A 26,035-nucleotide genomic window follows, 5' to 3' on the forward strand; every position below is an offset into this window, starting at 1 on the left:
AAAAATCAAACGATCAAAGAAAAAAATAAGCTGAATGAGGAGGAAACGAATGTCATTTTTGAATCCAAAATATCAGGATCTGACACCCTATACACCAGGTGAACAAGTCGATGAGCAAGAGTACATCAAATTAAATACCAATGAAAGTCCTTATCCGCCAGCAGCAAGTGTCCAACAAGCAGTTGTCCATGCTGCTCAAAAACTGAATCGCTACTCAGATATCGCAGGTGAAAGTGTTGCAAAACCGTTGGCTCGTTATCTTGGCGTGAAGCAGGAACAGTTATTTCTTGGTAATGGCAGTGATGAAGTGCTTGCGTATATTTTCCAAGGATTTACGGAAAATGGGATTGCATTTCCTGACGTGACGTATGGTTTTTATCAAGTGTATAGCAATCTTTATCAAGTCGACGCGAAGATTGTTCCGCTGAAAGATGATTTTTCCTTAGAACTTACGAAATACAAAAAAACAAAAGGAACAGTGATTTTTGCCAATCCCAATGCACCGACGGGTATGTATTTGGCACCAGAAGAAATCTGTGATTTTTTAGAGCATCATCCGGATCGTTTAGTCGTCGTAGATGAGGCATACATCGATTTTGGCGGGAAATCAATGATTCCTTTAATCAATCAATACAGAAATTTATTAGTAGTAGGGACGTTTTCTAAATCACGTCAACTAGCAGGAGCACGTTTGGGTTTTGGCGTAGGAAATGCCGCATTGATCGCAGATTTAAATCGCTTGCGTTTTAGTCTGAATCCTTATAATGTGAATAGCTTGACTCAAGCAGTCGGTGAAGCTGTTTTACAAGAACAAAGCTACGTTGATCAAAAAATCCGAGAAACCATCCAGGTCAGAGAATGGAGCAAAAAGAAACTGACAGAATTAGGTTTTGAACAGACCGACAGCCAAGGCAACTTTCTTTTTGCCAAACATCCAAAACTAGCTGGTGAAAAATTATTTACTGCATTACGTGAAAAGAAAATCTTAGTGCGCTGGTTCAATCAACCGCGAACAAAAGATCATTTGCGAATCACCGTTGGGACACAAGAACAGATGGAACGATTGGTTCAGGCTTTAGCAACGATTATAAAAGAGGTGACTGTATGAGAAAAGCAGAAGTAATCCGCAACACATCTGAAACAAAGATCAAGTTAAACTTGACCGTAGACGGCACAGGAAAACAGACGATCAAAACAGGCGTAGGTTTTTTAGATCATATGTTGGAATTGTTCGTTCGTCATGGGCGTTTTGATCTTGAGTTAATCTGTGATGGAGATATTGAAGTGGATGCACATCACACGACTGAAGATATAGCTATCGCTCTTGGTCGGGCATTTTCTGAAAGTTTAGCTGAACGGCGTGGAATCAAACGTTATGGCAGTATGTTATTGCCGATGGATGAAGCATTAGTAATGACTGCTGTGGATATCAGCGGTCGGGGCATGGCAGTAGTTGAGTTAACTATTCCTAGTGAAAAGATCGGACAGCAATTTGATACGGAACTAGTCGAGGAATTTTTTATTGCTTTTGCCCGTGAGCTAGGAGCAACGATTCATTTGCATCAAATCGCCGGGAAAAACAGTCACCATATTGTCGAAGCGTGTTTCAAAGGGTTTGGCCGTGCGCTAGGAGAAGCTGTGGCCATCAATCAGCAAGCACCTGATGAAATCCCATCAACTAAAGGAACGATTAATTAAAATAAGATAGGAGGATCTTATGCTAGCGATTATTGATTATGGCGTGGGCAATCTTTTTAGTTTATCCCGTTCGCTAGAACACTTAGGCGTCAACTGTCAGGTCACTCGTTCTTTAACGGAATTAAAAGCAGCTGATCATATTATCTTGCCCGGTGTTGGGGCATTTGGGGATGCACGGAAAAAACTTGAAGAACTTTCATTAATTGAACCCATCCAAGCACTGGCTGCATCTGGGAAACCTTTTTTAGGGATTTGTTTGGGGATGCAACTGTTGTTTGACAAGAGTGAGGAATTTGGAGAACATTCTGGTCTGGGACTGATTCCCGGTCGAATCGTTTCGATGCGTGAGACATTCGATCGCGAAAATATCGACCTGAAAGTACCTCAGATTGGTTGGAACAAATTAACTGTTCAAAATCAACACAGTCCTTTAGTAAAATCATTAGGAAAAAATGATTTTGTTTATTACGTCCACAGTTATTATGCCACTGACTGTCAGAAATATTTAGTAGCAGACAGTGAGTACGGAATCTCGATTCCGGGCATTGTCCAAAATAAGAATGTTTTTGGTACCCAATTTCATCCGGAAAAAAGTGGCGAAGTTGGTTTGAATATCTTAAAAGCATTTACGGAGGTACCTGCATGAAAATTTTTCCAGCAATTGATCTTTTGGATCAGAAAGTCGTTCGACTCTATCAGGGAGATTATCAGCAAAAAGAAATTTTTGGTGACGACCCCGTTGCTTTTGCTAAGGCTTTTGAACAAGCAGGTGCAAAGTATTTACATTTAGTTGATCTAGATGGTGCTAAGGCTGGCAAACTGCATTATTTTGAGACCGCTCAAAAAATTGTTGAAAATACTGATTTATTTGTTGAAGTAGGTGGCGGTATTCGTGAGGAAGCAACGATTGAGCACTGTTTATCAGCTGGGGTGAATCGGATCATTTTAGGAACAATCGCACAAAAAGATCCTGAATTTACTCAGGCGATGTTAAAAAAATATGGTGACAAAATTGCTATCGGTGTAGATGCGAGGGAAGGAAAAGTTGCTGTAGAAGGCTGGTTAGAAAAAACAGAGACAGATGCGTTTGAATTTTGCCGTCAGTTGGTCGCTTGGGGAGCGGAAACGATTATCTTCACTGAAATCTCTCGCGATGGTACCGGTGAAGGAATCAATTTACCGTTGTATCAAAAACTCAATCAGTTAGAGGTAGAAATTATCGCTTCAGGCGGCGTTGCCTCATTAAAAGACATTGAAGAATTAAATGTACTAGGAATCTCTGGTGCAATTGTCGGAAAATCATTGTATGACGGGAGTCTGAAATTAGAAGATATTTTAGCTGCTAGTAGAGCTAATCTAGCGTAAACACAAAAAATAGCTGAAGGAGGGCAAGTAATGATCGCAAAACGAATCATTCCGTGTTTAGATGTTCGTGATGGTCGTGTCGTGAAAGGTGTTAATTTTGCAGGTTTACAAGACGTCAATGATCCGGTGACTTTGGCTCGTTTTTATAATGAACAAGGTGCCGATGAATTAGTTTTTTATGACATTACCGCTTCTGCTGAAGAGCGGGGATTGTTTACGGATATTTTAAAAAACGTTGCATCTGAAGTGTTCATTCCTTTGACCGTTGGCGGTGGAATCAATGAATTATCGGACTTTGAACGAGTGTTAAATTGCGGAGCGGATAAAGTCAGTATCAATTCAGGTGCGATTCGACGCCCACAATTAATCGAAGAAGGCGCCAAACGTTATGGCAGCCAATGTGTCGTTTTATCAATAGATGTTCGGCGTGTGGATAATCAGTGGCATGTTTTTGCTAAAGGCGGTCGTGAAGATACCGGATTGGCAGCGCTAGAATGGATCCGTCAAGGCGAACAATTAGGTGCTGGTGAATTGGTCATCAATAGTATGGATACAGATGGCGTGAAACAAGGTTTTGATTTGGAATTATTAAAAGCAGTTAGTGAAATCACCACCTTACCGATTGTCGCTTCAGGTGGAGCTGGAAAAAGTCAAGATTTTATTGACTTATTTCGTTTACCAAAAATCGAAGCAGGGTTAGCTGCATCAATCTTTCATTATGGCGAAGTAAAAATCCCCGAGTTGAAAAAACAATTGTTGACAGCCCAGATTCCTGTTCGAATCGAAGGCTAAGTAAATCGTTTACGAGGTATCAAAGAAACAATGATCTATTCATTTTTAGGAATAATTGTATAGATGATAAGCGAGTTCAGTTGAATAAGGGGTGAAAAAATGACAAAGTTAACATTTGACGAGCAAGGATTAATCCCTGTAATCGTCCAAGATGCAATCACCAATGAAGTATTGACATTGGCATATATGAACCAAGAGAGTTATGATTTAACAATAAAAGACAAATTGATGACTTTTTATTCACGCAGTCGCAAAGAATTATGGCGTAAAGGTGAAACGAGTGGAAATTATCAGCATCTAGTCTCTCTAAAATTAGATTGTGACCAAGATGCGTTAGTAGCCAAAGTAAAAAAAGATGGTCCGGCTTGTCATACAGGTGCTGAAAGTTGTTTCAATGAAGTATTGTTTGGTGAAGATTCGCAAGCCACTCTGGATACGTTGTATCAATTAGTCAAAGGACGTAAAGAAACACCGCAAGAAGGAAGTTATACTAGTTATTTATTTGAAAAAGGCATCGAAAAAATTTTAAAAAAAGTCGGCGAAGAATCAACCGAAGTTGTGATTGGGGCAATGAAAGAAGATCGCAGCGAAACAGTTTTTGAAATCTCTGATTTGGTGTATCATGTCCTTGTCCTGATGGTAGAGATGAACATCGATTTGTCAGAAGTCCGTAAAGAATTAGCTAACCGTCATGTTGTGGATAAAAAAGTAAAACAAGAACGGATGCAATAAGAAAGACACATGCTGAAAGTCACATCGTTTTGAAATGAATGAGGAGGCCAATGATGTTCTATTCAAATGCACATACCCATAGCACTTGGTGTGATGGAAAAGATTCATTAGAAGCTATGGCACAAGCAGCCATTGACTTGGGCTTTACAGATTTGGGATTTACTAGTCATTCGCCAGCATTTTTTGATCCTAGCTGCTTAGGTGTGCAAAATGAAGTAGCTTATCAAGCAGCCTTGCATGGACTAAAAGAAGATTTGGCTGGCAGACTAACTATCAGCTTGGGGTTGGAATGGGATTATTATAGTGCGGATCCAATCAACGGATATGATTATACGATAGGTTCGGTTCATTATTTTCCACCACGACAAGGAATATTTCGCAGTGTCGATGAAAGTCCTGAAAGTTTGAAGCAGACTTTGGCTGAGTGGTATCAGGGTGATGCGTTAAAAATGGTTCGTGATTATTATGATACTGTCGTGAAGCATATCCACCAAAATCGCTCAAAAATTGTTGGTCATTTTGATTTGATTACAAAATTCAATGAAAAATATCCTTGGCTAGATGAAGATAGTGCAGACTATCAAGCCATTGCTTTGCAGGCACTAAATGATGTGATCGATAGTATTCAAACCTATGATGGAATGGTAGAGATCAACACAGGAGCCATTTCTCGCAACTGGAAAACGACGCCTTATCCTAGCGTATTTTTATTAAAGCAATTAAAGCGACGAAATTGTCCGATCATTATTACTAGTGACAGCCATGAGACAACGACATTAACTTGTCATTTCAAAGAGACCAAAGCACTATTACAATCGTTGGGCTTTACTGAGACGATGCAATTAAAAGATGGGATTTTTCAGCCAATTCCCTTTGATTGATAGAAAGATTTGACAAAAGGGGTATGGTGTCGCTATTATAGAACCAAGTTGAATACGTGCAATGATCAAATTTAGAAATTTGTGGAAGATCACAGCGAGTTTGGGCCAGTGAAAGCCAAGCAGGGAAGCAGATTTTGTTGGCGTTTGTGAGCACATTTAGTTAAAGCTGCCAAGCTTGTTGCTTGGAAGTAGGGTGGAACCGCGTTGATACGTCCCTATGTCGAAATTCGACATAGGGACTTTTTTTGTCAGTTTTGCTTTTTCATGATTTTTAAGTTTGTCTGAAATAAATTAGTATGAAAGCAATAATAGTAAAAACGATACAGGAGGAAAAAGAATGAGCAAATTAACCGTGCAAGAGATGATTTTGACTTTGCAAAAGTTTTGGTCAGATAATGGCTGTATGTTGATGCAAGCTTACGACACAGAAAAAGGAGCAGGAACGATGAGTCCGTATACTTTTTTGCGGGCGATTGGTCCAGAACCGTGGCGGGCGGCTTATGTAGAACCTTCACGTCGTCCAGCAGATGGTCGTTATGGAGAAAACCCAAATCGCTTGTACCAGCACCATCAATTCCAAGTTGTGATGAAGCCTTCACCTAAAAATATTCAAGAATTGTATTTAGACAGCTTACGCTTATTGGGGATTGATCCATTAGAACATGATATTCGTTTTGTGGAAGACAACTGGGAAAATCCTTCTATGGGTTGTGCTGGTGTTGGTTGGGAAGTTTGGTTAGATGGGATGGAAATCACTCAGTTCACGTATTTCCAACAAGTCGGTGGTCTGCAATGCCGTCCAGTTACTTCTGAACTGACATATGGTCTGGAACGTTTGGCTTCATACATCCAAGAAGTAGACAGTGTTTATGATTTAGAATGGAGCGCCGGTGTAAAATACGGCGAGATTTTCAAACAACCAGAATACGAACATTCAAAATATTCTTTTGAAGAAAGCAACCAAGAAATGTTATTAGAAAACTTTGATAAATTTGAAAAAGAAGCAAAACGCTGTATTGATGAAAATCTCGTACATCCAGCGTATGATTATATTTTAAAATGCAGCCACACCTTTAATCTATTAGATGCACGTGGTGCGGTTTCAGTAACAGAACGTGCTGGTTACTTAGCACGCATCCGTAATATGGCTCGCGCTGTTGCGAAGATTTTCGTAGCGGAACGGGAAAAATTAGGTTTCCCATTATTGAATCAGGAGGGCAAATAAGATGGCGAAAAATCTTTTATTAGAAATCGGTTTAGAAGAAATGCCAGCCCACGTGGTTTGGCCAAGTATCAAACAACTAGAAGACAGAGTCTCAAATTTCTTAGCAGAAAACAGCTTGACCTTTGAATCAATCGAAACCTTCTCTACTCCTCGACGTTTGGCGATTCGAGTGACCAATATTCCTGATCGACAAGAAGACGTGCAAGAAGAAGTCAAAGGACCAGCAAAGAAAATTGCGCTTGATGCTGAAGGAAATTGGAGTAAAGCAGCTGAAGGTTTTGTCCGCGGACAAGGTTTGACGACTGATGCGATTACTTTCCGTGAGTTGAACGGAGTAGAATATGTCTATGTCACAAAATATATCCACGGAAAAGAAAGTAAAGAAGTTTTAGCTGGATTGCTAGATGTTGTGAAAAGCATGAATTTCCCAACGATGATGCATTGGGGCGAGACAATGTTTGAATACATTCGGCCGATTCATTGGATTGTTGCTTTATTAGACGAAGAAATTATTCCTTTTGACTTGTTGGATGTACAAACAGGACGGACAACAGCAGGACATCGTTTCTTAGGGGATCAGATTGAACTTGCTGAGCCGAGTGAATATGAAACAAAGCTAGAAGAACAATTCGTGATCGCAGATGCTTATAAACGGCAACAAATGATTGTAGAACAAATCGAAGAGATTGCTAAAAAAAATAAATGGGTAATCACTTTGGATCCTGAGCTATTAGAAGAAGTAACCAATCTAGTTGAATATCCAACGGCATTTGTCAGTGATTTTGACGAACGTTTCTTATCAATCCCTGAAGAAGTATTGGTCACTTCGATGAAAGAACACCAACGCTATTTTGAAGTCCGCAATCAAGCAGGGATGTTATTGCCGCATTTTATTTCTGTACGGAATGGTAATAGCGTGAAATTAGATAATGTCGTTAAAGGAAACCAAAAAGTTTTGGCAGCTCGTTTAGAAGATGGCGAATTTTTCTTTGAAGAAGATAAGAAATTATCGATTGAGGATTGCGTAGAAAAATTAAAAAATGTGACCTTCCATGAAAAAATCGGTAGTATGCATGAAAAAATGCAACGAGTTGCGTTAATCAGTCAAGTAATCGGTAAACGCATCGGTTTGAGTGATGAAGAATTAACGGCTTTAAAACGGGCATCTGAAATCTATAAATTTGATCTAGTTACGAATATGGTGGGAGAATTTCCTGAACTACAAGGGATCATGGGAGAAAAATATGCCTTGTTGAAAGGTGAAACACCTGCTGTCGCTACAGCAATTCGAGAACATTATCTGCCTGTTTCATCAGAAGGAAAATTACCAAAAACAGCTGTAGGCGCAGTTTTAGCAATCGCTGATAAATTGGATAGTGTCTTAGGATTCTTTGCAGTTGGGATGATTCCAAGCGGTTCAAATGACCCTTATGCATTGCGCCGCCAAACGTATGGAATTATTCGAATCATTGAAGAAAAGGATTGGACATTCCCATTTACCGATATGCAAGGAGCAATCGTCGATGCCATCAATGAAGATGTGTTAGACTATGGCATCCATTTCAACCGTGATCAAAAAGAATTCATCGAGTTCTTCAAAGGTCGGATTCGTCAACGCCTTCAATTGCATCATATTCGCCATGATATTATTGATGCAGTAGTGGAATCACACCAAGATGATCTAGTACAAATCTTCAAGACTGCTCAAATTTTCGATCAACATTTAACAGATGATCACTTTAAAGAAACAATGGAAGCTTTGACGCGAGTCATCAATTTAACGAAGAAGATGGAACCAGCAGCAATCACTTTCCAAGTGGATCCTAAGTTGTTTGAAAATGACAGCGAAAAAGAATTGTATGCAGCAGTTAAAGAAGCAGAAGATGTATTTGCCAATCAAAGCATGGCAGAAAATTATCAAACGTTGACAAACTTGCGTCCAGTAATTGAGCGTTATTTCAATGATACGATGATTATGGTAGCTGATGAAAAAGTTCGCGATAATCGTTTGAATCAATTAGCGATTATTACACGAATGGCCGATGCACTAGCCAGCATTGATAAAATCATTACGAAATAGCAGAAAAGTTTATAAAAACAGTACCGAGTATCTGATTTATAGATACTTGATACTGTTTTTTGTGTCCGTGTGATTATTTACTAGAAAAAGAGGAGAAGATATGCAGAAAGTCATTGTTATCGGCAGTCCTGGTGCAGGAAAAAGCACCTTTTCACGAAAATTAAGAGAGAAAACAGGGTTAAGTCTGTATTATTTAGATCGTTTTTGGCATAAATCTAATCAAACAACAGTGAGCCGCGAAGAATTTGTCCAGCAGTTAGCTAAAATAACCAAACGAGAAGAGTGGATTATTGATGGCAATTACCTGCACACACTTAATCTGCGTTTGGCAGAATGTGATACTGTTTTTCTTTTGGATTATCCACTGTCAGTCTGTCTTGCTGGAGTAAAATCACGGATTGGAAAAGTTCGTGAGGATCTGCCTTGGATAGAAACAGAATTTGATGAAGAATTCAAGCAATGGATCATTGATTTTCCAAACAATCAATTGCCGCAAATTTACAGATTGTTAGACCAATATAAAAAAACGAAAAATCTAGTCATTTTTAAATCGAGAGAAGAAGCAGAAAAATATTTGCAAGAAACATTCTGATGCTTTTTTAAAGAATCAATTTCAATAATAGCGGAATATAGGCAAGATACAGCAACACCGAATAGCCTAGAGATGACGCCGCAAATTTTTGATCGGCCTCATAAGAACGAGCCAAAATCGGTACAGAGTTTTGAACGGGCATGGCAGATTGGATAATGAAGACTGAAAGCATTAAAGGCGGTACGCTGATCCATTGTCCCAATGACCAAACGACCAATGGAGAAATCAGATAGCGACCGATGAGCACGCCGAGAATATCTTTGTGCAACATCAGATTTTTAATCCCTACATTGTAGACGATGATTCCGATTACAAACATCGATAAGGGAGTAGTCAAATCAGCAAGATAAGCTAAGAAAGTTGCAAGGGAATCAGGTACAGTAACATTGATTAAGACCATACATAGACCAAGCAGAAAACCCAATAATGCCGGCGAGAAAATCTTCTTTAAAATCGGTACCAAATGAAAACTGACTGTCGCTTGTTCGATCTGTGGATTGTCACGTGCAATAAAATAGATTCCCAGTGTCCAAAACAGGGTTGTATTTACAATGTAATAAAGCAGTACATAAGGAACGGCTTGCTCGCCAAAAATTGCTAAATTAATTGGCAAACCAATAAAAATCGTGTTGGAACAAGTGAACATGGTCGAAAAGATTCCTTTACGTGTCGGCGAAATGTGAAAAATGCGGCGATAGGCAAAGCTGAGCACAAAAGTCAGCAGCATAGAAAGAAGAGGGATGATCATCCCGCTCACAAGATGCAAAAATTCCGAGCGAGAAAAATTCTTAGTAATCGTTAAAAACATATTGCAAGGCAAGGCGATTCGTAAAATCAATTTTGAGAACGCGTCACCGATTTGATTTGAGAACCACTGCTTATACGTTAAGATATAACCGATAAACATCAAAACAAAAATAAAAAAGATATTGATATATGCAGAAATCATTTTTTCACCTCAAAACTACTATACAGAAACATGCGGAAATCATCAATTACTGATGATGCCCGCATGTTCATTTCTATCTTGGTAATGCAACAAACCGGTTAGATTTTCGATCTGTTCTTCAAGACTGTCGCCAACGGTCGTGTCTTTAATGAGAACCCGTTGCAAGTCTTTATCGATTACCCGTTTTAAAGAAGTTTCGTCCGCTTGTTTGGCCAATAGATTTTCGACAGATTCAAAAGGATCATGCGTCACTAATTGGAAACCAAAAGAATTATTCAACAGTGAATAGCCAGCGATACCAGTTGTTTTTTGGTAGGCTTTAGAAAGTCCGCCATCAATCACAAATAGCATTCCTTCGCCTTTAATCGGTGATTCTCCGCCTTTGACCTTTACCGGAGTGTGACCATTGATGATTCGAGAATGAGGAGAATACAAAGCAAACTCCTCTAAAATCATCTGACAAGTCTCGTGGGTATCTCGATAGTGATAATAAGGATTTTTGATTTCCTTATGAGTTTTTTTGTCAGCGATAAAGTAGCGCTCAAAAGTGGTCATGGCGCTTTTACCGAATTGTGGGGAAATTTTTCCAGTCCAACAATACCAAATCCAATCGGCAGCCGAACTGTCTTTTGTTTGGTGCTGACAACCCGAACGGATCTGTTCTTCAAAAAAGTTCAAGAGCTCTTTGCCGTTGTAATCTTTATCAGCAACGGTCAGCGGCAAGAAACTACCGTCCGATTTTAATGGAAGGCAACCGTGAAACAAAAGGTGTTGATTATATACAAGATACATCGAGCCTTTATCTAACAACAGCTGCATATGCTCTTGCATTTTAGCCGATTGTTGGAAAGAAGCTAGTAAGGTATCGACGACATATTCTTCCTGTTCAGTGAGAGCATGAACATCTTTTTGCAAAGTTTGGAAGCAGCTTCCTTGTAATGGATAGTCTTGTCCAGCTAATTGAATCGTTGCTTTATCAAAATCAATTTTTTCAAAGAGCAAACGGTCATTCATTTGAAACTCTGGATGCCGTTTGATCAATTGGCCCTCTAGTTTGAATTGAAGGATCGACAATGCTTGATGAACTTTTTCTAAGCTGTCTAAACTTTCGATAGAATAATTTTCACTACTATTTTTTTCTTTAGGTGTAAAAATCGGATTTTTTTGATAATGTTCTTCTGCATACATGAATAATGGACGGAGATTCAACGCATAAGCTTGTTCGATTTCATATAAGTAATTGTACCGTGCAGCAATTCGCAGTAATGTCATCAAACATGCGCACGAGCCGGCGTATGCGCCCATCCATAAAATATCATGATTGCCCCATTGGATATCCAGCGAAGGATGTTGGCACAATTTATCCATAATCTTATCGGCTTCTGGTCCACGGTCATAAATATCCCCAACAACGTGGAGATGATCCAAGACCAACCGTTGAATACTTTGACATAACGCAATGATAAATGGCTTGCCTTGCTCTAAATCTAATAAATGTGCCAAGATTTGATCAAAATAAGCAGCTTTATCCGTATAGTTCGTATCCGTGTACATCAATTCTTCAATAATATACGCGTATTGTTTCGGCAACGCTTTCCGAACTTTTGAACGAGTATATTTTGTTGAGCAAAAGGCCAATAACTCTAGTAATTGGCGGATTTTTTTTCGATACCAAGAACAATCACGATAAGCAAAGAACGTTTTATCAGTCAATGCTTGTTGAGGATAAGCAACTAGAATCGTCAATTTATCTTTTTCGTGTTCTGTTAGGCGATCACCAAAGAGCAAACTGATCTTTTCTTTGATATTGCCGGCACCAGTACGCAAGATATGGTCAAAGGCAGCAAACTCCCCATGAATATCACTGATGTAAAGTTCGGTTCCTTTTGGCAGATGCATGATGGCTTCTAAATTGATTAATTCAGTCATGATCGCTTCTTTGGTACTAAATTCTTTTTCCAACATTTGATAATATTTTTCACGGGTTGATAACATACAGGCACTCCTTATTTCTAGTCATTTCACAGTCGACCAACGGATTATTTTTGAGAATAAACATTACTGATGTTTTCATAACGATTGTAGTTTTTCCGCCAAACTATGAGCAATCCAATGAAGTCAGCTGCGATCTTCTATAGTGAGCTATCTAATTGTTCAAGGATCAGTGTTGCTGATTCTTCGATGGATTTATTCGTCACATCAAGTGTAAACGCACCTAATTCGTCAAAAACATTCAAGGCATAATCGACTTCTTCTTTGATCCGATTAATGTCTGAATAACGAGAATTTTCCGCCAAACCTAGAGAGTTCAAGCGACTCATCCGGATTTTTTTCTGAACTTCTGGCTCAATCATCAGTCCGATAAGTTTTTCTTTTGGAACAGACTTGATCTGTTCGGGTAGAGGGACTTCAGGAATCAATGGCAGATTTGCGACTTTGATTCGTTTGTTTGCCAAATACATACTTAAAGGTGTTTTAGAAGTACGAGAGATTCCTAATAAAACAAGATCAGCTTCTAAGAATCCTTTTGCATCTTTTCCATCATCGTATTTCACTGCAAATTCAATCGCTGCTACACGATCAAAATATTCTTGATTTAGTTTATGGACTACGCCAGCTTCTTGTAAAGGAGCCACACCGGTTTTTTGATGGACAATCTTCATGAAAGGACTCATTAAATTAATGTATTGCAAGCCAGTCCGATCACCAAAGTCTTCGATAATTTTAGTAAGATTGTCACTGACTAAAGTAGTGACGACGATTGCACTGTCTTTTAAAGCATCGCTTAAAATACTAGTTAGTTCTTCCTCATCTTTAGTGAAAGGAAAACGATAAGACAAATCAAAATCCACGTTAGGAAATTGGGCTGTTGCGGCATTGACTAATTTCAAAGACGTTTCACCGACTGAATCAGAGATCATATAAAGAGGTACACTTTTTTTCATTTTTTTGCTCCTATCGATTGGTTTCAGTTTGTTTTGCTTGTTGCATAATATAATTAAAAATTCGTGATTTCGTAATTTTTCCGATAACTTTTTTCGGATCTTCTTCGCTAACAACCGGCAGTGAATCGACTTGATAATCAAGCAAGACAGCACCAGCTTCTAAGATAGTGTAATCTTTTGTACAAGTTTGCAGATGAGGCGCACGAGTCATAACGACTGCAACTGGAGTATTTTGTAAATTACTGTTCAACGAAGCACGTAATAGATCCTTGCGGGACAATAGACCAACTAGATGTTGTTCTTTGTCTGTTACATAAATAGACCCTACATCATACATGAACATATTAGTGATGGCGTCATGAATAGACGTGTCTTGTGGTGTGAGAAGTGGAGACAGCATGATCTCTTCAACTTTGACGGAAAAGATTTTGTCGAACAAAAATTGCTCGATGCCTACACCGGTATAAGTATAACCAACTTTGGGACTTGCTTCTAAAATCCCTGCCATAGTTAAGAAGGAAAGATCGGTTCGTAAGGTTGCGTGTGAAATTCCTAAGTGATCAGCGATTTTTTCGCCACTTAGTGGTTGATCGCGTTTGACAACCTCGATGATTTTCTCTTGCCGTTGTGATAGATTCATAGGTCCTCCTAGTAATACATTCCTTTTTCTTTGAGAAAAAATGAATTTGATTTTCACTCATTCATTGTTCAAGTGTCGTTCAAAAAAATAAGTGCGTGAATACACACTCTATTATACACGTTAAAACTATATAAACAACATGAATGATTAAATAAACACATATTTAATTATTCAAAAAAATAAGGGTAAATACTTTCTAAAAAAAGTGATTAGCAGTATAATACTTTTTGTTGATAAAATCTAACCTGTTAGTCAAGGGGTCAAGACGCCGCGTTCTCAGCGCGGAGGCACGGGTTCAAATCCCGTACAGGTTATAAATGCAGTTAGAGTTGGTGTGAGGGTCTTTGTAGTCCGTCTGCTAACTCTATTTTTTTGCCTGCGTGGGCAGAGTAAGTAGTCCGAACAATGCGGGTACGGGAATGAATCTGCTAGCAAGTTCATTGATTTGCAGTTAATGATGAGGAATTTTTACAAGGAAATGATTCTAGCCTGTATGGGAAAGAAATAATTTTGTGTGATAAAGAAAATGAACAAGCTGTTTTGTATAGCTGTTATCGATTGGAAAATTTACTTCAATGAATCGATAGACATTTGCCAAATAATGGACAAAGCGACTATTTTACAAACGAAAATCGTTGATTTGTGATTATCGATTTTGAGGTCTGAGAAATGAGTTGTTTTTATACTAACTGATAAAGAAGAAATTTGGAGATAAAAATAAACAGCCAATTGGCTGTTTATTTACTATTTTTAAAAATTTTTTCTTTCGTAAAATCATATAGCGCAGTAAGAAACGAGATCAAAAGGGCCAAATAACCAAGTGGGATACAAAAGAATGCCGGTTCTATCAACAGACCATTTGCATCTAGGTGTGATCCAATCAGTGTTGCAATGGCAAATAAAAAAATACTAGCAATAAAGAAGAGACCGGAAATACTGTACTTACCCATATAAAATTACCTCCTTATTTTCCTAAATTATAGATAAATATTATTAAGAAATGGTAATTGTGACAAAATTGTAAGAAGAATTCTGAACAATTTTGCGACTCTTAGTCAGACGAACAGCCGCAACAGGTATTGATTTGTCTCTTAATAGATACGGGTAAAAATCTCAAACAACTTGAATATTTAAAAATTTTTTTGCTAAATAAATGACTTGATATTGATTGAATTTACAACCGATAATATCCTCTTGTCTAACATCAAGGGTATCAAATTCGCAAGATGAAAAGTTTATTTTTTTAAGATTTGTTTGAAAGAGATTGGCTTTATTTAGATTGCTATTGGAGAAAGTTGTTTTATCAAGGAAGCTTTCGACCATATCAAAACTATCCATGGTACATTTATCGAAAGCGACCGTTTTTAATTTTGAATCACTAAAGTTAGCAAAATTCAGCAAACATTCCGTAAATAAAGTATTGCCCAAATAACTTCCAATAAAACTAGCACCGACCATTTTACAATTGATAAATTTGACGCGATGAATCATGGATGCATGAAAATTACAATTTGAAAAATCACAATTTAAGAAGATGCAATCAGTTATTTCGAGTCTATTGAATTCATTTTCCTCAAATACAACCTTCTCAAAAAGACATTTTTCGATTATCGGATGTTCAATGTGTTGTCTCTCGATAATTTCGCCTTCAATGAAGACTCCATCCAATATGAAATCCTCATTGTCATAAATTTGGAAAAATGATCCTTGAGACAGATTCAATCTATTAAATTTTGGTTCAATCATATGATTTCCTCCTAAATCTATTATGGGATTAATAGTACATGAATAAATAGATAATTCATTAATAAAAAATGAGGAGAATTTACGTGCTTTTCGATAAGGATAGTTCTTCGCATACACGAAAATCCCTCAGAAACCTTCTGAGCGACAAAAAACTGTCAAAAATCACATGGAATTTTTAGAAATTCAAAAACTAAAAGTATCGTTCAGTGATAGTAATCCAATAAAGCAATCTACTAGGCAGTTTTTAGGTTGCAGTTGCTAAAAAGTCTCTTTTGCTATATAGAACGGTACTGCAGCGTGTTCATCTATAGCAAGAAGTCACCAAATAAGAACACGGACCATGAATACATATTAAAAAGCATAAAATAAGCTTATCCATTTTTTGTAGATCGAGTGGATGGTTCAAAATAATTTACAAAACATATGAGTAAAACAAAGGGGACTGATCTACTTTGAGATCAGTCCCCTTTTAGGTTAATCAAAAGAACTTATTGTTGAAACGTCCGTACACAGGGATGTAGAGATTGTTAGTCTATTTTTTTGCCGAGGCAGGCCCACCTGTTTGCAGACGATAAGAAATATTTTTCCTTTGGTGCTGTTTTCGTAAAGTACGGTACAACGCGGTGTAATCAGTATTTTTACTAAAAAAATTAAAAACAAAATACGGCAGACTGTTGTCCTTAGGTAATAACAACGCGGAGGAGCAAACTAAAAAATCATATTCTGCCACATCATGAATCGAAAAAGGAACTAATTTGACGAAAGAAAGATCGTTTAATCGCTGCGTGATACCTTGGCGAAATAATTGATTAGACTCCATAATCAAAGAAACAATTAACGGCTGTTGTTGTCCAGTAGATTCAAAATAGGCCAATGTGAGCCAGGTGAATAGATCAATCAAGCATGATTGACAGCCTTGTAACCATTCAAATCCGCTACGTCTGCTAAAGCGCGTGAAAAAGCGCGTAATCTGTTGATGAAGATACTCATAATGAATAGAAGTACTCTGTTGAAAATAGACCAAAAGATTAAACAAGGTCGGGATTTTCTGCGGGAAAATATAATAACAAACCAAAACATTATGAAGATTTCCATGGATGTCAGGATTTTTTTTCAAAATGGCTGTATCTCCGCGAATAACTGTTTTTTCCCAGAATGATTCAAAACTAAGAAGAATCGTAGACAATGGATTTTTTTCAGCCAAGTATTGCTGAATCATAGGCAATCGCGGATCATCATTTCCTATATAAGTAGGAGCGTAATATTGCATAAATTGTAAAAAACGGTATTCCGCATATAGTTGATCTTTTGAAACAGGGAAAAATTGTTCTAATGCATCCAGCGGCAGCTGACTTTCCTTTGAAAAAATAGCATCATAACGCGGATCATCTTCGACATAAAAACCATGTTTTATACGGAGATAGGTAATCTCGACAAAGAGATGGATTTCTTTTGTTCCAACATAATCACGACCTAAAGGAATCTCTTGGCTCAATGTAGCGAGTGTCGTAGTCAATTCACCTGACTGAAAATGTTGAAATAACGGTTCACTTCCTTTTGAAACTGCCCAAATAAGATTGAACAAAGTAATGCGGATCAAGCGTTCATCACCTTTCATCGATAGTTGACTACGATTAAAAGTGATGCCAAATTGTTGGGTATACTCCGCTAACGGTTGGAGATGCCGCATACAAGAAGCGATACTGACATAGTGAGAATGACAAAATGTCTGCAAATCATTTTGTGGATGTTCCAATAAATAAAGCAAACATTGATAAGGCACACCTTGATGTACCAAAAAAGCAAAATAGCGATCATAAGCGATTCCGTTAAGAGGACAGCGAACTTGTTTTTGCGGAGTGAACAACATCGCTTCTTTATTGATCATTGAACAATCCGCTGCCATTTCATTCAATAAAACTTGTGTTGTGCTATAGACATACCCAAGTTCATCACTGATCGATTTGATAGTGTAGTCTCCTTCAGGCAATCGTTCCAAATGATAAAAGAGGGCCAATTTTTTTGGTCTTTTTTTGTTAAGAAAATCGTTGCTAGCAAGACGCCACCTTCTCTCTAATCTAATTCTTAATTTTATTATAAAGGAAATTAAAAACATTATCAAAAAAGCACTTGAAAATCACTATATAAATAACTGATTAAGTTAATTGTTTAGATAAATAATCGCGATTACTTGTAATTAGCTAAAAATAATTCGTTAACGACAAAATATGACGATAATCCAGCAATCAATTTTAATCATAATTTTCATTTATTTTGATAATTATATATTGTTTTGAAGAATAATTAGTTGTTTTATTCGCTGTAAATCTGATTATATCAAAAATCATAGGATTGAAAACGTTATAAAAGTAAATAAATAACTTTAAACCATATTAATTGGTTATAAAGCATTTAAATTGATAAACTGAATATGTAATTAGTTAGAATATAGTTTGAAAAATGAAAGGAAGATTAGAGTGGGCAAGTGAAAAGTGGAGCACCCGTAAAAAAACAAGGGAGCGATTTAGAAGATTTTGAAAGAAAGGATGTGGACAAACAAATGAGACTAAGGAAAAAAGGACATTCATTTTGGTCAGTGTTTGCAATTCTGATGATTATTTTTCCTTATCTTTTGTCAGTAGCTTCGGCATTTTCGCAAAAAGTAGAAGCAGTGACAACAGGAGAAGTTATCTTCGATCAAGAAAATCTGGGACGAGTAGAAGTTTCGTATCAAGAAAAAGAAACAACAATCGAATGGCAAATTGATTATCAGAAACATCACGACACAAGCAGTGACGATGATAATCAACGACTGATGAAATTAAAAGTAGACAAAGTAACGTCGGGGATTGGCACGCTAGTAAATGCCAATGAATCTGGAATGGCTATGCAAGCAGACGGCTGGTTAGCAGAATCTGATTACTCACCAGCATCAGCAGGGAAAATTATTGTAGAAGTCCCGAAAGAAGAAAATACGTTAGCTGTTGAAATACAGTTAGACGAACGACGTGAAATGCGTGAAGAAATGGTCGCAGAAGGAGAAACCTCAGCTGATGCAGAACGGATAGAAATGGTGTCGCAAGAAACAAAAGAGATCCAAACAAAAGATATTCTTCCGACAGAAATGCAAGGACCGTTTCAAGTGACTGCAGAAGTACAAATGACCGAAGAGACCCAAGCCACAGATGAGGAAAAAGAGAAAGAAGACGAGCCGAAAAATATCAATGAAGAAATAGCGGCTTTACCAAGACGGATGACACAAAATACTGGAGGCTCAGGAACACCAATACCTGTTAATGCAACAAAACGTGCTCAGTTAGCTACAAAAGATGCAGATGGAAACCCGTTATCTCCATTAGAAGCATGGAATCAGCGACTTTATGAGATCACCTTTGATTTAACCGCCGAGGCTCCATTACTTCATGGTGCAGCAGATATTGTGTTTATCATGGATTCAAGTTCTTCTACTTCAGGTGGAGATAGGAATGAAGATGTACGTACGGCAATATACTATTTGGAGAATGCGCTTGAAGGGACGGGAGCGAAAGTCAATATCGCAATTTTACCAGCAAGTGATGATTTTGATCCAAAAACGAATAAAGAAGGCATCAAGACTGATTTTGCCCCATTAGAAGAGTGGATGAAAATAGAAGGAAACGAAGAGAGTCTATTTCAACTGATCCGGAAAAACCGGTAACACCGGGACAACCGACCACACCGGAGCAACCGACTACACCAGCACAACCTATCGAGCCATCTTCTCCACCGAAAAAGTCATTTTTACCAGTGACGGGAGAAGCCAAAACACTTATTTCACTGATTGGATTAGTGATTGTAGGTCTTGTGATTTTCTTTTGGTATCGTCGAAAAATCGCTGTCAAAGTAACGAAAGACGAATAGAGATCATTGCAAGTAAAGTAGACGTTGAAAAAGAAATCCACTATTATAAAAAGAAAAATTAGGAGGAAAAGAGATGAAAATGAAAAAAATATTCGGTTTGTTAGCCACCAGTCTGATGGCACTACCTTTATTAATAGGAGGAGCACTTGGTGTAGGAGAAATCGCAGAGGCGGCTACGTCGGAAACAGTCAATGTGACATTAAATAAACGATTGTTTGATACTGATTATCCAGAGTCAACTATACAAAATACCGGAGGAGAAATAGCGGATTTTGGCGGCGAACCTTTGGCAGGTGTAACGTTCACTGCGTATGATATCACAGCGTATTACCATGGACAGATTAATGACAGCTCACAAAGCGCTGTGACTAATGCGATTGTAGCAGATACAGCAGATGCGATTGCAGCTGCCGCCGGGCAACCACTCAACGTGACAACAGGTGATAATGGTAAGGCGTTGTTTGAGAATTTACCAGCAAAAAGTACGTATCAAGTATCTGGAAATTCTGTAACAAAAGATGCAGTGTATCTATTTGTCGAAACGGGCACGCCTACCACGACAACGATCACAAAAAAAGCAGCACCGATCGTTTTAGCATTACCAATCTATGGAATTGTAAAAGATACTGATGGATCAATTAAATTAGATGATAACGGGAACGTTATCTACACAGATGTTGTAAATGAAAATATCCATCTTTATCCTAAAAACCAGACGGCGACAGATAGCAAAGTAGCGGATTATGGTACTCAGAAAATTTATGACGAAAATGATCCAACAAAATTATTGTATTACAATGCTACGACAGCGGACGAATTCAGCTATACATTAACAATCAATATCCCAGAAAATATCAGTTCGCTGACATCATTTACAATTACAGATGAACCAAGTGCCGGATTAGAACTTGTGGGAACACTGGAAGTTGGATCGCTAGGAGCTACGGACTATACATTTGCTCCAGAGAATGGAAAATTTGTAATCAGTCTGAATACAAGCAGTGCGGCAGTAGGAAGTCTAGCAGGAGAAACGTTAATCATCACGTATCAAATGAAGTTCAAGGATAGCTTCGACATCGATAAATTACAGACGAATAGGGCGTATGTCTCGATTAACGGGAGCCAGCAGTCTGATTTGACAACTGATAAAGTCGGAACAGGCGGCCATCAATTTACTAAAATCGATGGACATACAGGTCAAGGATTAGCGGGTGCGAAATTTAAGGTCCAAAAATCTGACACTGAATATGCAAAATTCAACTTAAATGATGATGGAGAATATGCATTCAAAGGCTGGGTGACTAAGAATGAAGCGACAGAGATCTCATCAGGAACAGACGGTGTACTAAAAGTGATTGGACTTGAGAATGGGACATACAATTTAATCGAAAAAGCGGCACCTTCTGATAAATATGTAAAATTAGAAGAGGCAGTCTCATTCACTGTTACACATGGGGAGTACGAAACGGATGATCTAATAACAAAAGTCAGCAATACGCCTAAAGGATTATTGCCTTCTACAGGTGGAAATGGGATCCTAGCATTCTTAGCGATTGGATTAGCCTTGATGACAGGGGCATTCATCTGGTACAAAAAAGCAAAGAGACCCTCTGAAGTATAATCTTCCTTTTTAACACGAAAAACAGATTGGATCAGTTCCTTTGAGACTGTTTCAGTCTGTTTTTCTAAATTTTACATAGAAAATGAATGAGGGAGTGGTAACGATGACAAAACAAACGCACTCTGCTAGGAAAAAACCAACAAATCTACTTATCAAATGCTTGATTGCGGTAATGTTTATAACTGGCATCGGCATATTTTCCTATCCCTTTTTTGTGGATTCATTGAACAACTATCTGGATCAGAAAATGGTAGAAAAACATCAGCAAGAAACAGCTGCACAAAATCAGAAAAATCGAGAAAAAGTACGAAAAAAAATGGTCGCCGAAAATGCAAAGAAAAGTGAAGCAACGGGTATTTCTGGTTTAGGTCTGTTGGAAGAATTATTTGATACGACAAATCTTGAAGAAAATTATCCGGCAACGTATTACGAAGAACATCTTTTAGGGGCATTATATATTCCTAAAATTCGTACGAGTTTACCGATTTTTAGTGAGACGAATCAAGCACTTTTAGAAAAAGGGACGACCTTACTGCAAGGAACGTCTTATCCGATTGGTGGAACAAGTACCCATTCGGTTATTACAGGACATACGGGATTGCCTCAAAAAATGATTTTTACCGATCTGGAAAAATTAAAAAAAGGCGATCAATTTTATCTCGATATATTGGATGAACGCCTGGCGTATCAAGTCGATCAGATTCAAGTAGTATCACCAGATAATTTAGAGGTTTTGGCTGTACAAAAAGGACGCGATCTCGTGACGTTATTAACATGTACACCCTATATGATTAATTCTCATCGTTTGTTAGTAACAGGTGTGCGAATTCCTTATAAAGAAAAAATGGGAACAGCGATCAATCAAACCAAACGCTATCAATTCTGGCGTCTATCAGGGCTGATTGTACTTTTGGTGGGAATCTTAGGCATCATTTTTTATTGGATTTGGCGTAAAGTAGTGTTATTTCGAGCAGCGAAAAAAACATACAAGTTACAGTTTTTCAATTCAGAGCCAACGCTACATCAATTTCAATTACTGCAAAAAGATGGCACACCGGTTCTTTTAGGAGGAAAACCCGTAATCGAATCGAAAAACGTACAAGGGGAAGTTTGTTTTTCAGAGATTCCTGGTGGGATTTATAAAGTGAGTGCTTTTCCAAAAAATGAACAACCATTGTTTAAAGCAAAAGTTTGGCGTGTACATGATCCAATGTTTCGTTTGATTGGCAAAAGAAATCAACTGATTAAAAAAAATGGGAAGTATTTACTAGTAGGAGTGTGAGAAGATGAAGAAAGGCGGGAAAAAACAACTCATTACGCGGATTTTAATGCTCCTGATTTTTTTGATCGGAAGTTTGACTGCGTTATATCCTTTTTATTCAGATGCAGTCAATAGCTTAATCGATCAGAAAATGGTCGACAATTATCAAAAAAAGATCGATAAACAGCGCTTGGCACAAATGAAACAAGCAAATCGTGACGATAAACAAAATCCTGCGGCAATTACAGATCCTTTTAAAGAGACAGCTGATCTATCTGATAGTGAACAATACATCGAAAAACATTTGATCGGTACGCTGACGATCTCAGCAATCAAGACGGAGGTACCGATTTTTGATACTACGAATGATTATTTATTGATGCGGGGAGCCACCGTTATACAAGGAACTTCCTATCCAACAGGAGGTGTAGATACACACGCGGCAATTTCGGCGCACCGTGGACTGCCGCAACGAAAATTATTTACGGATTTACCAAAGCTCAAAGAAAAAGATATCTTTGTTCTAACGATTGCAGGAGAGAAACTTGCTTATCAAGTCGACCAGATAAAAGTGGTGGAACCAAATGAGACAAGTGATCTGCAGATTGTACCAGGGGCGGATTTGGTCACGTTGATTACGTGTACGCCCTATATGATCAATTCTCATCGATTATTAGTACGCGGTCACCGAATTCCTTATACTGAAAAGATCGCCTCAGATGCACAAAAAGCGGTCAGTTCTCGTCGATTGTATCAATGGGGAATCTTAGCTGGAATCGTCGGTCTGTCAGCAGGTGTAATTTTGTTATTGTATCGTGTGCTTAAGAGTTACTTGCTGCGAAAAAAAATAGTGGATTTAGTTTTTTATTTACAAGATCAGCAAGGAGAACCTTTGCGCCAATTTTCAGTAGCATTAGCTGATCGCAGAGGAAAACAAGTTTTACAGCGAGAAGGAAAGCCATTTGTAGTACAGTCAGATGAGGAAGGTCAAGTCGTTTTTGATCATCTTCCAGGGAGTTTATATACTGTCTTGTTAGGAACAGAAAAAAAGACAAGTATCGCTCAGTTTAAGGCAGGGCTTACCAAGCTTAAACAAACCGACCCGCAAGTTTACTTACCTAAAAAAACAATTCTTAGTAAAAAGGACGACTCTAATCAGCTGATTATACAAATCCAACAAACAAATACAACCTCATAGGTGCATTCAGTGACAATGATTGTATTCTTCGAAACTATACAAAAAAATCTAAGCATAATTGCTTAGATTTTTTTGTGGACAAGGAAGAAACTTTTAGAAAAAAATACTTGCTGAGAAGTGATTATTTCCGTTGTTGTTTTCCTGCGTTACGTCCATGGTTATTATTTTTTTTTCCTTGATTCTTTGGTTGACTGACTTGTTTTGGTTTGATTGGTTCCGCTTGTTTGATTGGTTTAGTCACCACTTGTTTTGGCGGATTTTTCTTTAAGTCTTCTTGAATCTTTGCTTTGATGCGAGGGCGCATCAGTACATTTGTAATAAAAGTTTGAAGGCAACTAAAGACACCACCGACTACCCAATAAAGAGCAACTCCTGCAGGTGAAGTGAATGACATGAAGACGATCATCAACGGTGAGGCGATCATCATACTGCGCATGGTTTTCTTTTGTTCTTCCGGCACACCAATTAGTGAGATATAGCCTTGTAATAAGTAGGCAATCCCGACAACGACAACTAAGACATAACTTGGTTTTGCTAAGTCGATTCCGATGAATGAAGAATGTTGGATGCCTTCTGAAAAACGTGCAGTGTAATACAATGCTGAGAAGATCGGCATTTGGATTAGTAAAGGCAAACATCCCATGCCGCCCATCATGCTGACATTGTTTTCTTTGTAGACTGCTTGCATTTCACTTTGTGCTGCCATTTGTTCTTCTTTTGTTGTTGCTTGTTTTACTTTTGCTTGAGCAGCATCAATCTGTGGTTTGATAGATTGCATTTTCTCAGATTGGATTAACGATTTTTTTGATTGATGAATGCCTAGCGGTAAAATGATCAAACGTACGATGATGGTTAGAACGATGATCGCTAAGCCGTAAGACCAATCGAAATTCTGGACCATCCAATTTAGAAAGTTCTCTAATGGAACGACCAATATTCGGTACACAAGACCTGATGTATCTGGGTTACCATTTTTATCCGATCGCACACAGCCTGAAAGGATTAAAAGAACACCCAAAAGTCCAGAGCCTAAAAGCCAATTTTTAAATTTTGTCATTTATTTCTTCCTCTGCTAATAAAAATTTATACAGGAAATACTATACTAGATAACACTAGCCTTTTCAATTAAATTCGGAAAAATCAGCCAACCTTGTCATTTTCTTAATAGACGACAGAAAACTTGTCAAGGTCTTTGATCGTAGGGTCCTCATATTGTTCGATGTGCTTGACTTTAGCAAAAGGATTTTGCGGATTTTTGAGTCTTGTGAGAAACTGCTCGATCTGTTCGCTTGTTCCAACTGCTTCAATGGTCACACTGCCATCGGCCTCGTTTTTTACAGTGCCTGTTACACCAATCTCTACGGCTAATTGATACGTTGTACAGCGAAAACCAACACCTTGCACGCGACCAGTAACGTTGAAATGCATCTTCATAAGAAACCCTCCTATTAATTTTTGCTTATACTCCATGATACCGAGTTTTACTAGTTGTTACAAGAAATCACGTGCTATAATGACAGACGAAATGTCATTTGAAAAAGACAGGCAATCACTTGCTGGAAAAAATCTTCTATACAGTAAAAAGGAGTTCAACATGAAAGAAATCCAATCAAGTAAAAATCCATTGATTAAAGAGACAAAAAAATTGCAACAAAAAAAATATCGCCAACAAAGTCAGACCTATTTGTTAGAAGGATTTCATCTGATTCAAGAGGCACACGCAGCCGATGTTGTTTTAAAAGATGTCTTCATCAGTCAACGTGGGGTAAATGAGTGGTCTGACTGGATCGAAGAAAATCTATCAGAATATTATTTAGTTTCTGACGAAGTATTGAAACATTTGGCTAGTCAACCAGCACCTCAGGGGATGATCGCCGTAGCAGAAATGCCGCAAGAAAAGGAAATAGATTTTTCTGGCGCTTGGTTGTTGTTGGATAATGTGCAAGATCCCGGAAATGTGGGGACAATGATTCGGACAGCTGATGCTGCTGGATTTTCTGGTGTAATTTTAGGACAGGGCAGCGCCGATTTATACAATCCTAAAACCTTGCGCAGTACGCAAGGCAGTTTGTACCATCTAACAATCAGCAATGCTGATTTAACAAAGATCATCCCGCAATTCCAACAACAAGGCAGTCTTGTATTGGGAACAGCCCTAGATAAAAATGCAAAGGAATATTTGACTGTAGAAAAAAAAGAAAACATTGCACTGGTGATGGGAAATGAAGGACAAGGGATGTCATCAGCAGTTTTAGCATTGACAGATCAGAACCTTTATATCCCGATTAAAGGACAAGCAGAATCATTGAATGTCGCCATCGCAGCTGGTGTATTGATGTTCCATTTACTTAAATAAATCTTCACAATTTGTTAAACCTTGTTAAGGAACTATTAAACTTTATTTTCAAAT

The 26,035-nt window shown here is 38.0% G+C and carries 25 protein-coding genes and 1 tRNA gene; 17 read left to right on the top strand and 9 right to left on the bottom strand.

What is annotated here, in order from left to right; genetic code table 11:
- Positions 1–49 precede the first annotated feature (49 nt).
- The 10 genes from hisC to P7D84_RS02130 all read left to right on the top strand — a co-directional run bounded on the left by hisC (position 50) and on the right by P7D84_RS02130 (position 9,365).
- Positions 50–1,108 (top strand): histidinol-phosphate transaminase, encoded by a 1,059-nt coding sequence (hisC, locus tag P7D84_RS02085; RefSeq protein ID WP_311804834.1) that lies wholly within the window; start codon positions 50–52, stop codon positions 1,106–1,108.
- Positions 1,105–1,698, top strand: coding sequence for an imidazoleglycerol-phosphate dehydratase HisB (hisB, locus tag P7D84_RS02090; RefSeq protein WP_137604364.1), 594 nt, complete (start codon positions 1,105–1,107; stop codon positions 1,696–1,698). Before hisC ends, hisB begins: the two co-directional genes overlap by 4 nt.
- A 19-nt stretch (positions 1,699–1,717) precedes the next feature.
- Entirely contained in the window at positions 1,718–2,344 is a 627-nt protein-coding gene (gene hisH, locus P7D84_RS02095) for an imidazole glycerol phosphate synthase subunit HisH (RefSeq protein ID WP_137604365.1), read from the top strand.
- The gene (gene hisA, locus P7D84_RS02100; protein WP_137604366.1) at positions 2,341–3,063 is read left to right on the top strand and encodes a 1-(5-phosphoribosyl)-5-[(5-phosphoribosylamino)methylideneamino]imidazole-4-carboxamide isomerase; all 723 of its coding nucleotides are present in this window, start codon (positions 2,341–2,343) and stop codon (positions 3,061–3,063) included. Before hisH ends, hisA begins: the two co-directional genes overlap by 4 nt.
- A gap of 30 nt (positions 3,064–3,093) precedes the next feature.
- Positions 3,094–3,855, top strand: coding sequence for an imidazole glycerol phosphate synthase subunit HisF (hisF, locus tag P7D84_RS02105; protein WP_137604367.1), 762 nt, complete (start codon positions 3,094–3,096; stop codon positions 3,853–3,855).
- A 99-nt stretch (positions 3,856–3,954) separates the two neighbouring features.
- Complete coding sequence (gene hisIE, locus P7D84_RS02110) at positions 3,955–4,587, top strand: bifunctional phosphoribosyl-AMP cyclohydrolase/phosphoribosyl-ATP diphosphatase HisIE (RefSeq protein ID WP_311804835.1); 633 nt, start codon at positions 3,955–3,957, stop codon at positions 4,585–4,587.
- Positions 4,588–4,640: 53 nt separating this feature from the next.
- Complete coding sequence (locus tag P7D84_RS02115) at positions 4,641–5,468, top strand: histidinol-phosphatase (RefSeq protein ID WP_311800481.1); 828 nt, start codon at positions 4,641–4,643, stop codon at positions 5,466–5,468.
- Between the two features lie 337 nt (positions 5,469–5,805).
- The gene (glyQ, locus tag P7D84_RS02120) at positions 5,806–6,693 is read left to right on the top strand and encodes a glycine--tRNA ligase subunit alpha (RefSeq protein WP_137604369.1); all 888 of its coding nucleotides are present in this window, start codon (positions 5,806–5,808) and stop codon (positions 6,691–6,693) included.
- A gap of 1 nt (position 6,694) precedes the next feature.
- Positions 6,695–8,773 carry a glycine--tRNA ligase subunit beta gene (gene glyS / locus P7D84_RS02125; RefSeq protein ID WP_311804836.1) on the top strand — a complete coding sequence of 693 codons (2,079 nt, stop codon included), beginning with the start codon at positions 6,695–6,697 and terminating at the stop codon, positions 8,771–8,773.
- A gap of 100 nt (positions 8,774–8,873) precedes the next feature.
- Complete coding sequence (locus P7D84_RS02130) at positions 8,874–9,365, top strand: P-loop NTPase family protein (RefSeq protein WP_311804837.1); 492 nt, start codon at positions 8,874–8,876, stop codon at positions 9,363–9,365.
- Positions 9,366–9,372: 7 nt separating this feature from the next.
- Here P7D84_RS02130 and P7D84_RS02135 read toward each other — a convergent pair whose 3' ends face one another.
- The 4 genes from P7D84_RS02135 to P7D84_RS02150 form a co-directional block, all read right to left on the bottom strand.
- Positions 9,373–10,314, bottom strand: a complete 942-nt coding sequence (locus P7D84_RS02135) for an AEC family transporter (RefSeq protein WP_311804838.1) — start codon at positions 10,312–10,314, stop codon at positions 9,373–9,375.
- A 42-nt stretch (positions 10,315–10,356) separates the two neighbouring features.
- Entirely contained in the window at positions 10,357–12,309 is a 1,953-nt protein-coding gene (locus tag P7D84_RS02140) for a fructose-1,6-bisphosphatase (RefSeq protein ID WP_311804839.1), read from the bottom strand.
- Positions 12,310–12,446: 137 nt separating this feature from the next.
- Positions 12,447–13,259 carry a pyruvate, water dikinase regulatory protein gene (locus P7D84_RS02145; protein WP_137604374.1) on the bottom strand — a complete coding sequence of 271 codons (813 nt, stop codon included), beginning with the start codon at positions 13,257–13,259 and terminating at the stop codon, positions 12,447–12,449.
- Between the two features lie 10 nt (positions 13,260–13,269).
- Positions 13,270–13,899, bottom strand: coding sequence for a helix-turn-helix transcriptional regulator (locus P7D84_RS02150; protein WP_137604375.1), 630 nt, complete (start codon positions 13,897–13,899; stop codon positions 13,270–13,272).
- A gap of 242 nt (positions 13,900–14,141) precedes the next feature.
- Between P7D84_RS02150 and P7D84_RS02155 the strand changes: the two genes are divergently transcribed.
- Positions 14,142–14,213: transfer RNA gene (locus P7D84_RS02155), tRNA-Glu, on the top strand.
- Between the two features lie 423 nt (positions 14,214–14,636).
- Here P7D84_RS02155 and P7D84_RS02160 read toward each other — a convergent pair.
- The 3 genes from P7D84_RS02160 to P7D84_RS02170 form a co-directional block, all read right to left on the bottom strand.
- On the bottom strand, positions 14,637–14,849 hold the full coding sequence (locus P7D84_RS02160) for a DUF3955 domain-containing protein (protein ID WP_137604376.1): 213 nt from the start codon (positions 14,847–14,849) through the stop codon (positions 14,637–14,639).
- A gap of 163 nt (positions 14,850–15,012) precedes the next feature.
- The gene (locus P7D84_RS02165; RefSeq protein ID WP_311804840.1) at positions 15,013–15,645 is read right to left on the bottom strand and encodes a pentapeptide repeat-containing protein; all 633 of its coding nucleotides are present in this window, start codon (positions 15,643–15,645) and stop codon (positions 15,013–15,015) included.
- A gap of 532 nt (positions 15,646–16,177) precedes the next feature.
- Positions 16,178–17,662, bottom strand: a complete 1,485-nt coding sequence (locus tag P7D84_RS02170) for a helix-turn-helix domain-containing protein (RefSeq protein WP_311804841.1) — start codon at positions 17,660–17,662, stop codon at positions 16,178–16,180.
- Between the two features lie 543 nt (positions 17,663–18,205).
- Between P7D84_RS02170 and P7D84_RS02175 the strand changes: the two genes are divergently transcribed.
- From P7D84_RS02175 to P7D84_RS02195, 5 genes are all read left to right on the top strand, one after another.
- Positions 18,206–19,342 (top strand): hypothetical protein, encoded by a 1,137-nt coding sequence (locus tag P7D84_RS02175; RefSeq protein WP_311804842.1) that lies wholly within the window; start codon positions 18,206–18,208, stop codon positions 19,340–19,342.
- Complete coding sequence (locus P7D84_RS02180; protein ID WP_311804843.1) at positions 19,282–19,545, top strand: LPXTG cell wall anchor domain-containing protein; 264 nt, start codon at positions 19,282–19,284, stop codon at positions 19,543–19,545. Before P7D84_RS02175 ends, P7D84_RS02180 begins: the two co-directional genes overlap by 61 nt.
- Before the next feature lie 73 nt (positions 19,546–19,618).
- The gene (locus P7D84_RS02185) at positions 19,619–21,166 is read left to right on the top strand and encodes a SpaH/EbpB family LPXTG-anchored major pilin (RefSeq protein WP_311804844.1); all 1,548 of its coding nucleotides are present in this window, start codon (positions 19,619–19,621) and stop codon (positions 21,164–21,166) included.
- Between the two features lie 103 nt (positions 21,167–21,269).
- Complete coding sequence (locus P7D84_RS02190; protein ID WP_311804845.1) at positions 21,270–22,448, top strand: class C sortase; 1,179 nt, start codon at positions 21,270–21,272, stop codon at positions 22,446–22,448.
- Between the two features lie 4 nt (positions 22,449–22,452).
- Entirely contained in the window at positions 22,453–23,625 is a 1,173-nt protein-coding gene (locus P7D84_RS02195) for a class C sortase (RefSeq protein WP_311804846.1), read from the top strand.
- A gap of 121 nt (positions 23,626–23,746) precedes the next feature.
- Here P7D84_RS02195 and yidC read toward each other — a convergent pair whose 3' ends face one another.
- Together yidC and P7D84_RS02205 are read right to left on the bottom strand one after the other, a co-directional pair.
- Positions 23,747–24,682 carry a membrane protein insertase YidC gene (gene yidC, locus P7D84_RS02200; RefSeq protein WP_311804847.1) on the bottom strand — a complete coding sequence of 312 codons (936 nt, stop codon included), beginning with the start codon at positions 24,680–24,682 and terminating at the stop codon, positions 23,747–23,749.
- 104 nt (positions 24,683–24,786) lie between these two features.
- Positions 24,787–25,059: an acylphosphatase gene (locus P7D84_RS02205; RefSeq protein ID WP_311804848.1), complete on the bottom strand. Its 273-nt coding sequence runs from the start codon at positions 25,057–25,059 to the stop codon at positions 24,787–24,789.
- A gap of 160 nt (positions 25,060–25,219) precedes the next feature.
- Between P7D84_RS02205 and P7D84_RS02210 the strand changes: the two genes are divergently transcribed.
- Positions 25,220–25,981, top strand: a complete 762-nt coding sequence (locus P7D84_RS02210) for a TrmH family RNA methyltransferase (RefSeq protein WP_311804849.1) — start codon at positions 25,220–25,222, stop codon at positions 25,979–25,981.
- The last annotated feature ends 54 nt before the right edge of the window (positions 25,982–26,035 follow it).

Source organism: Enterococcus dongliensis (assembly GCF_031927985.1).
Classification (GTDB): Bacteria; Bacillota; Bacilli; order Lactobacillales; family Enterococcaceae; genus Enterococcus_A; species Enterococcus_A dongliensis.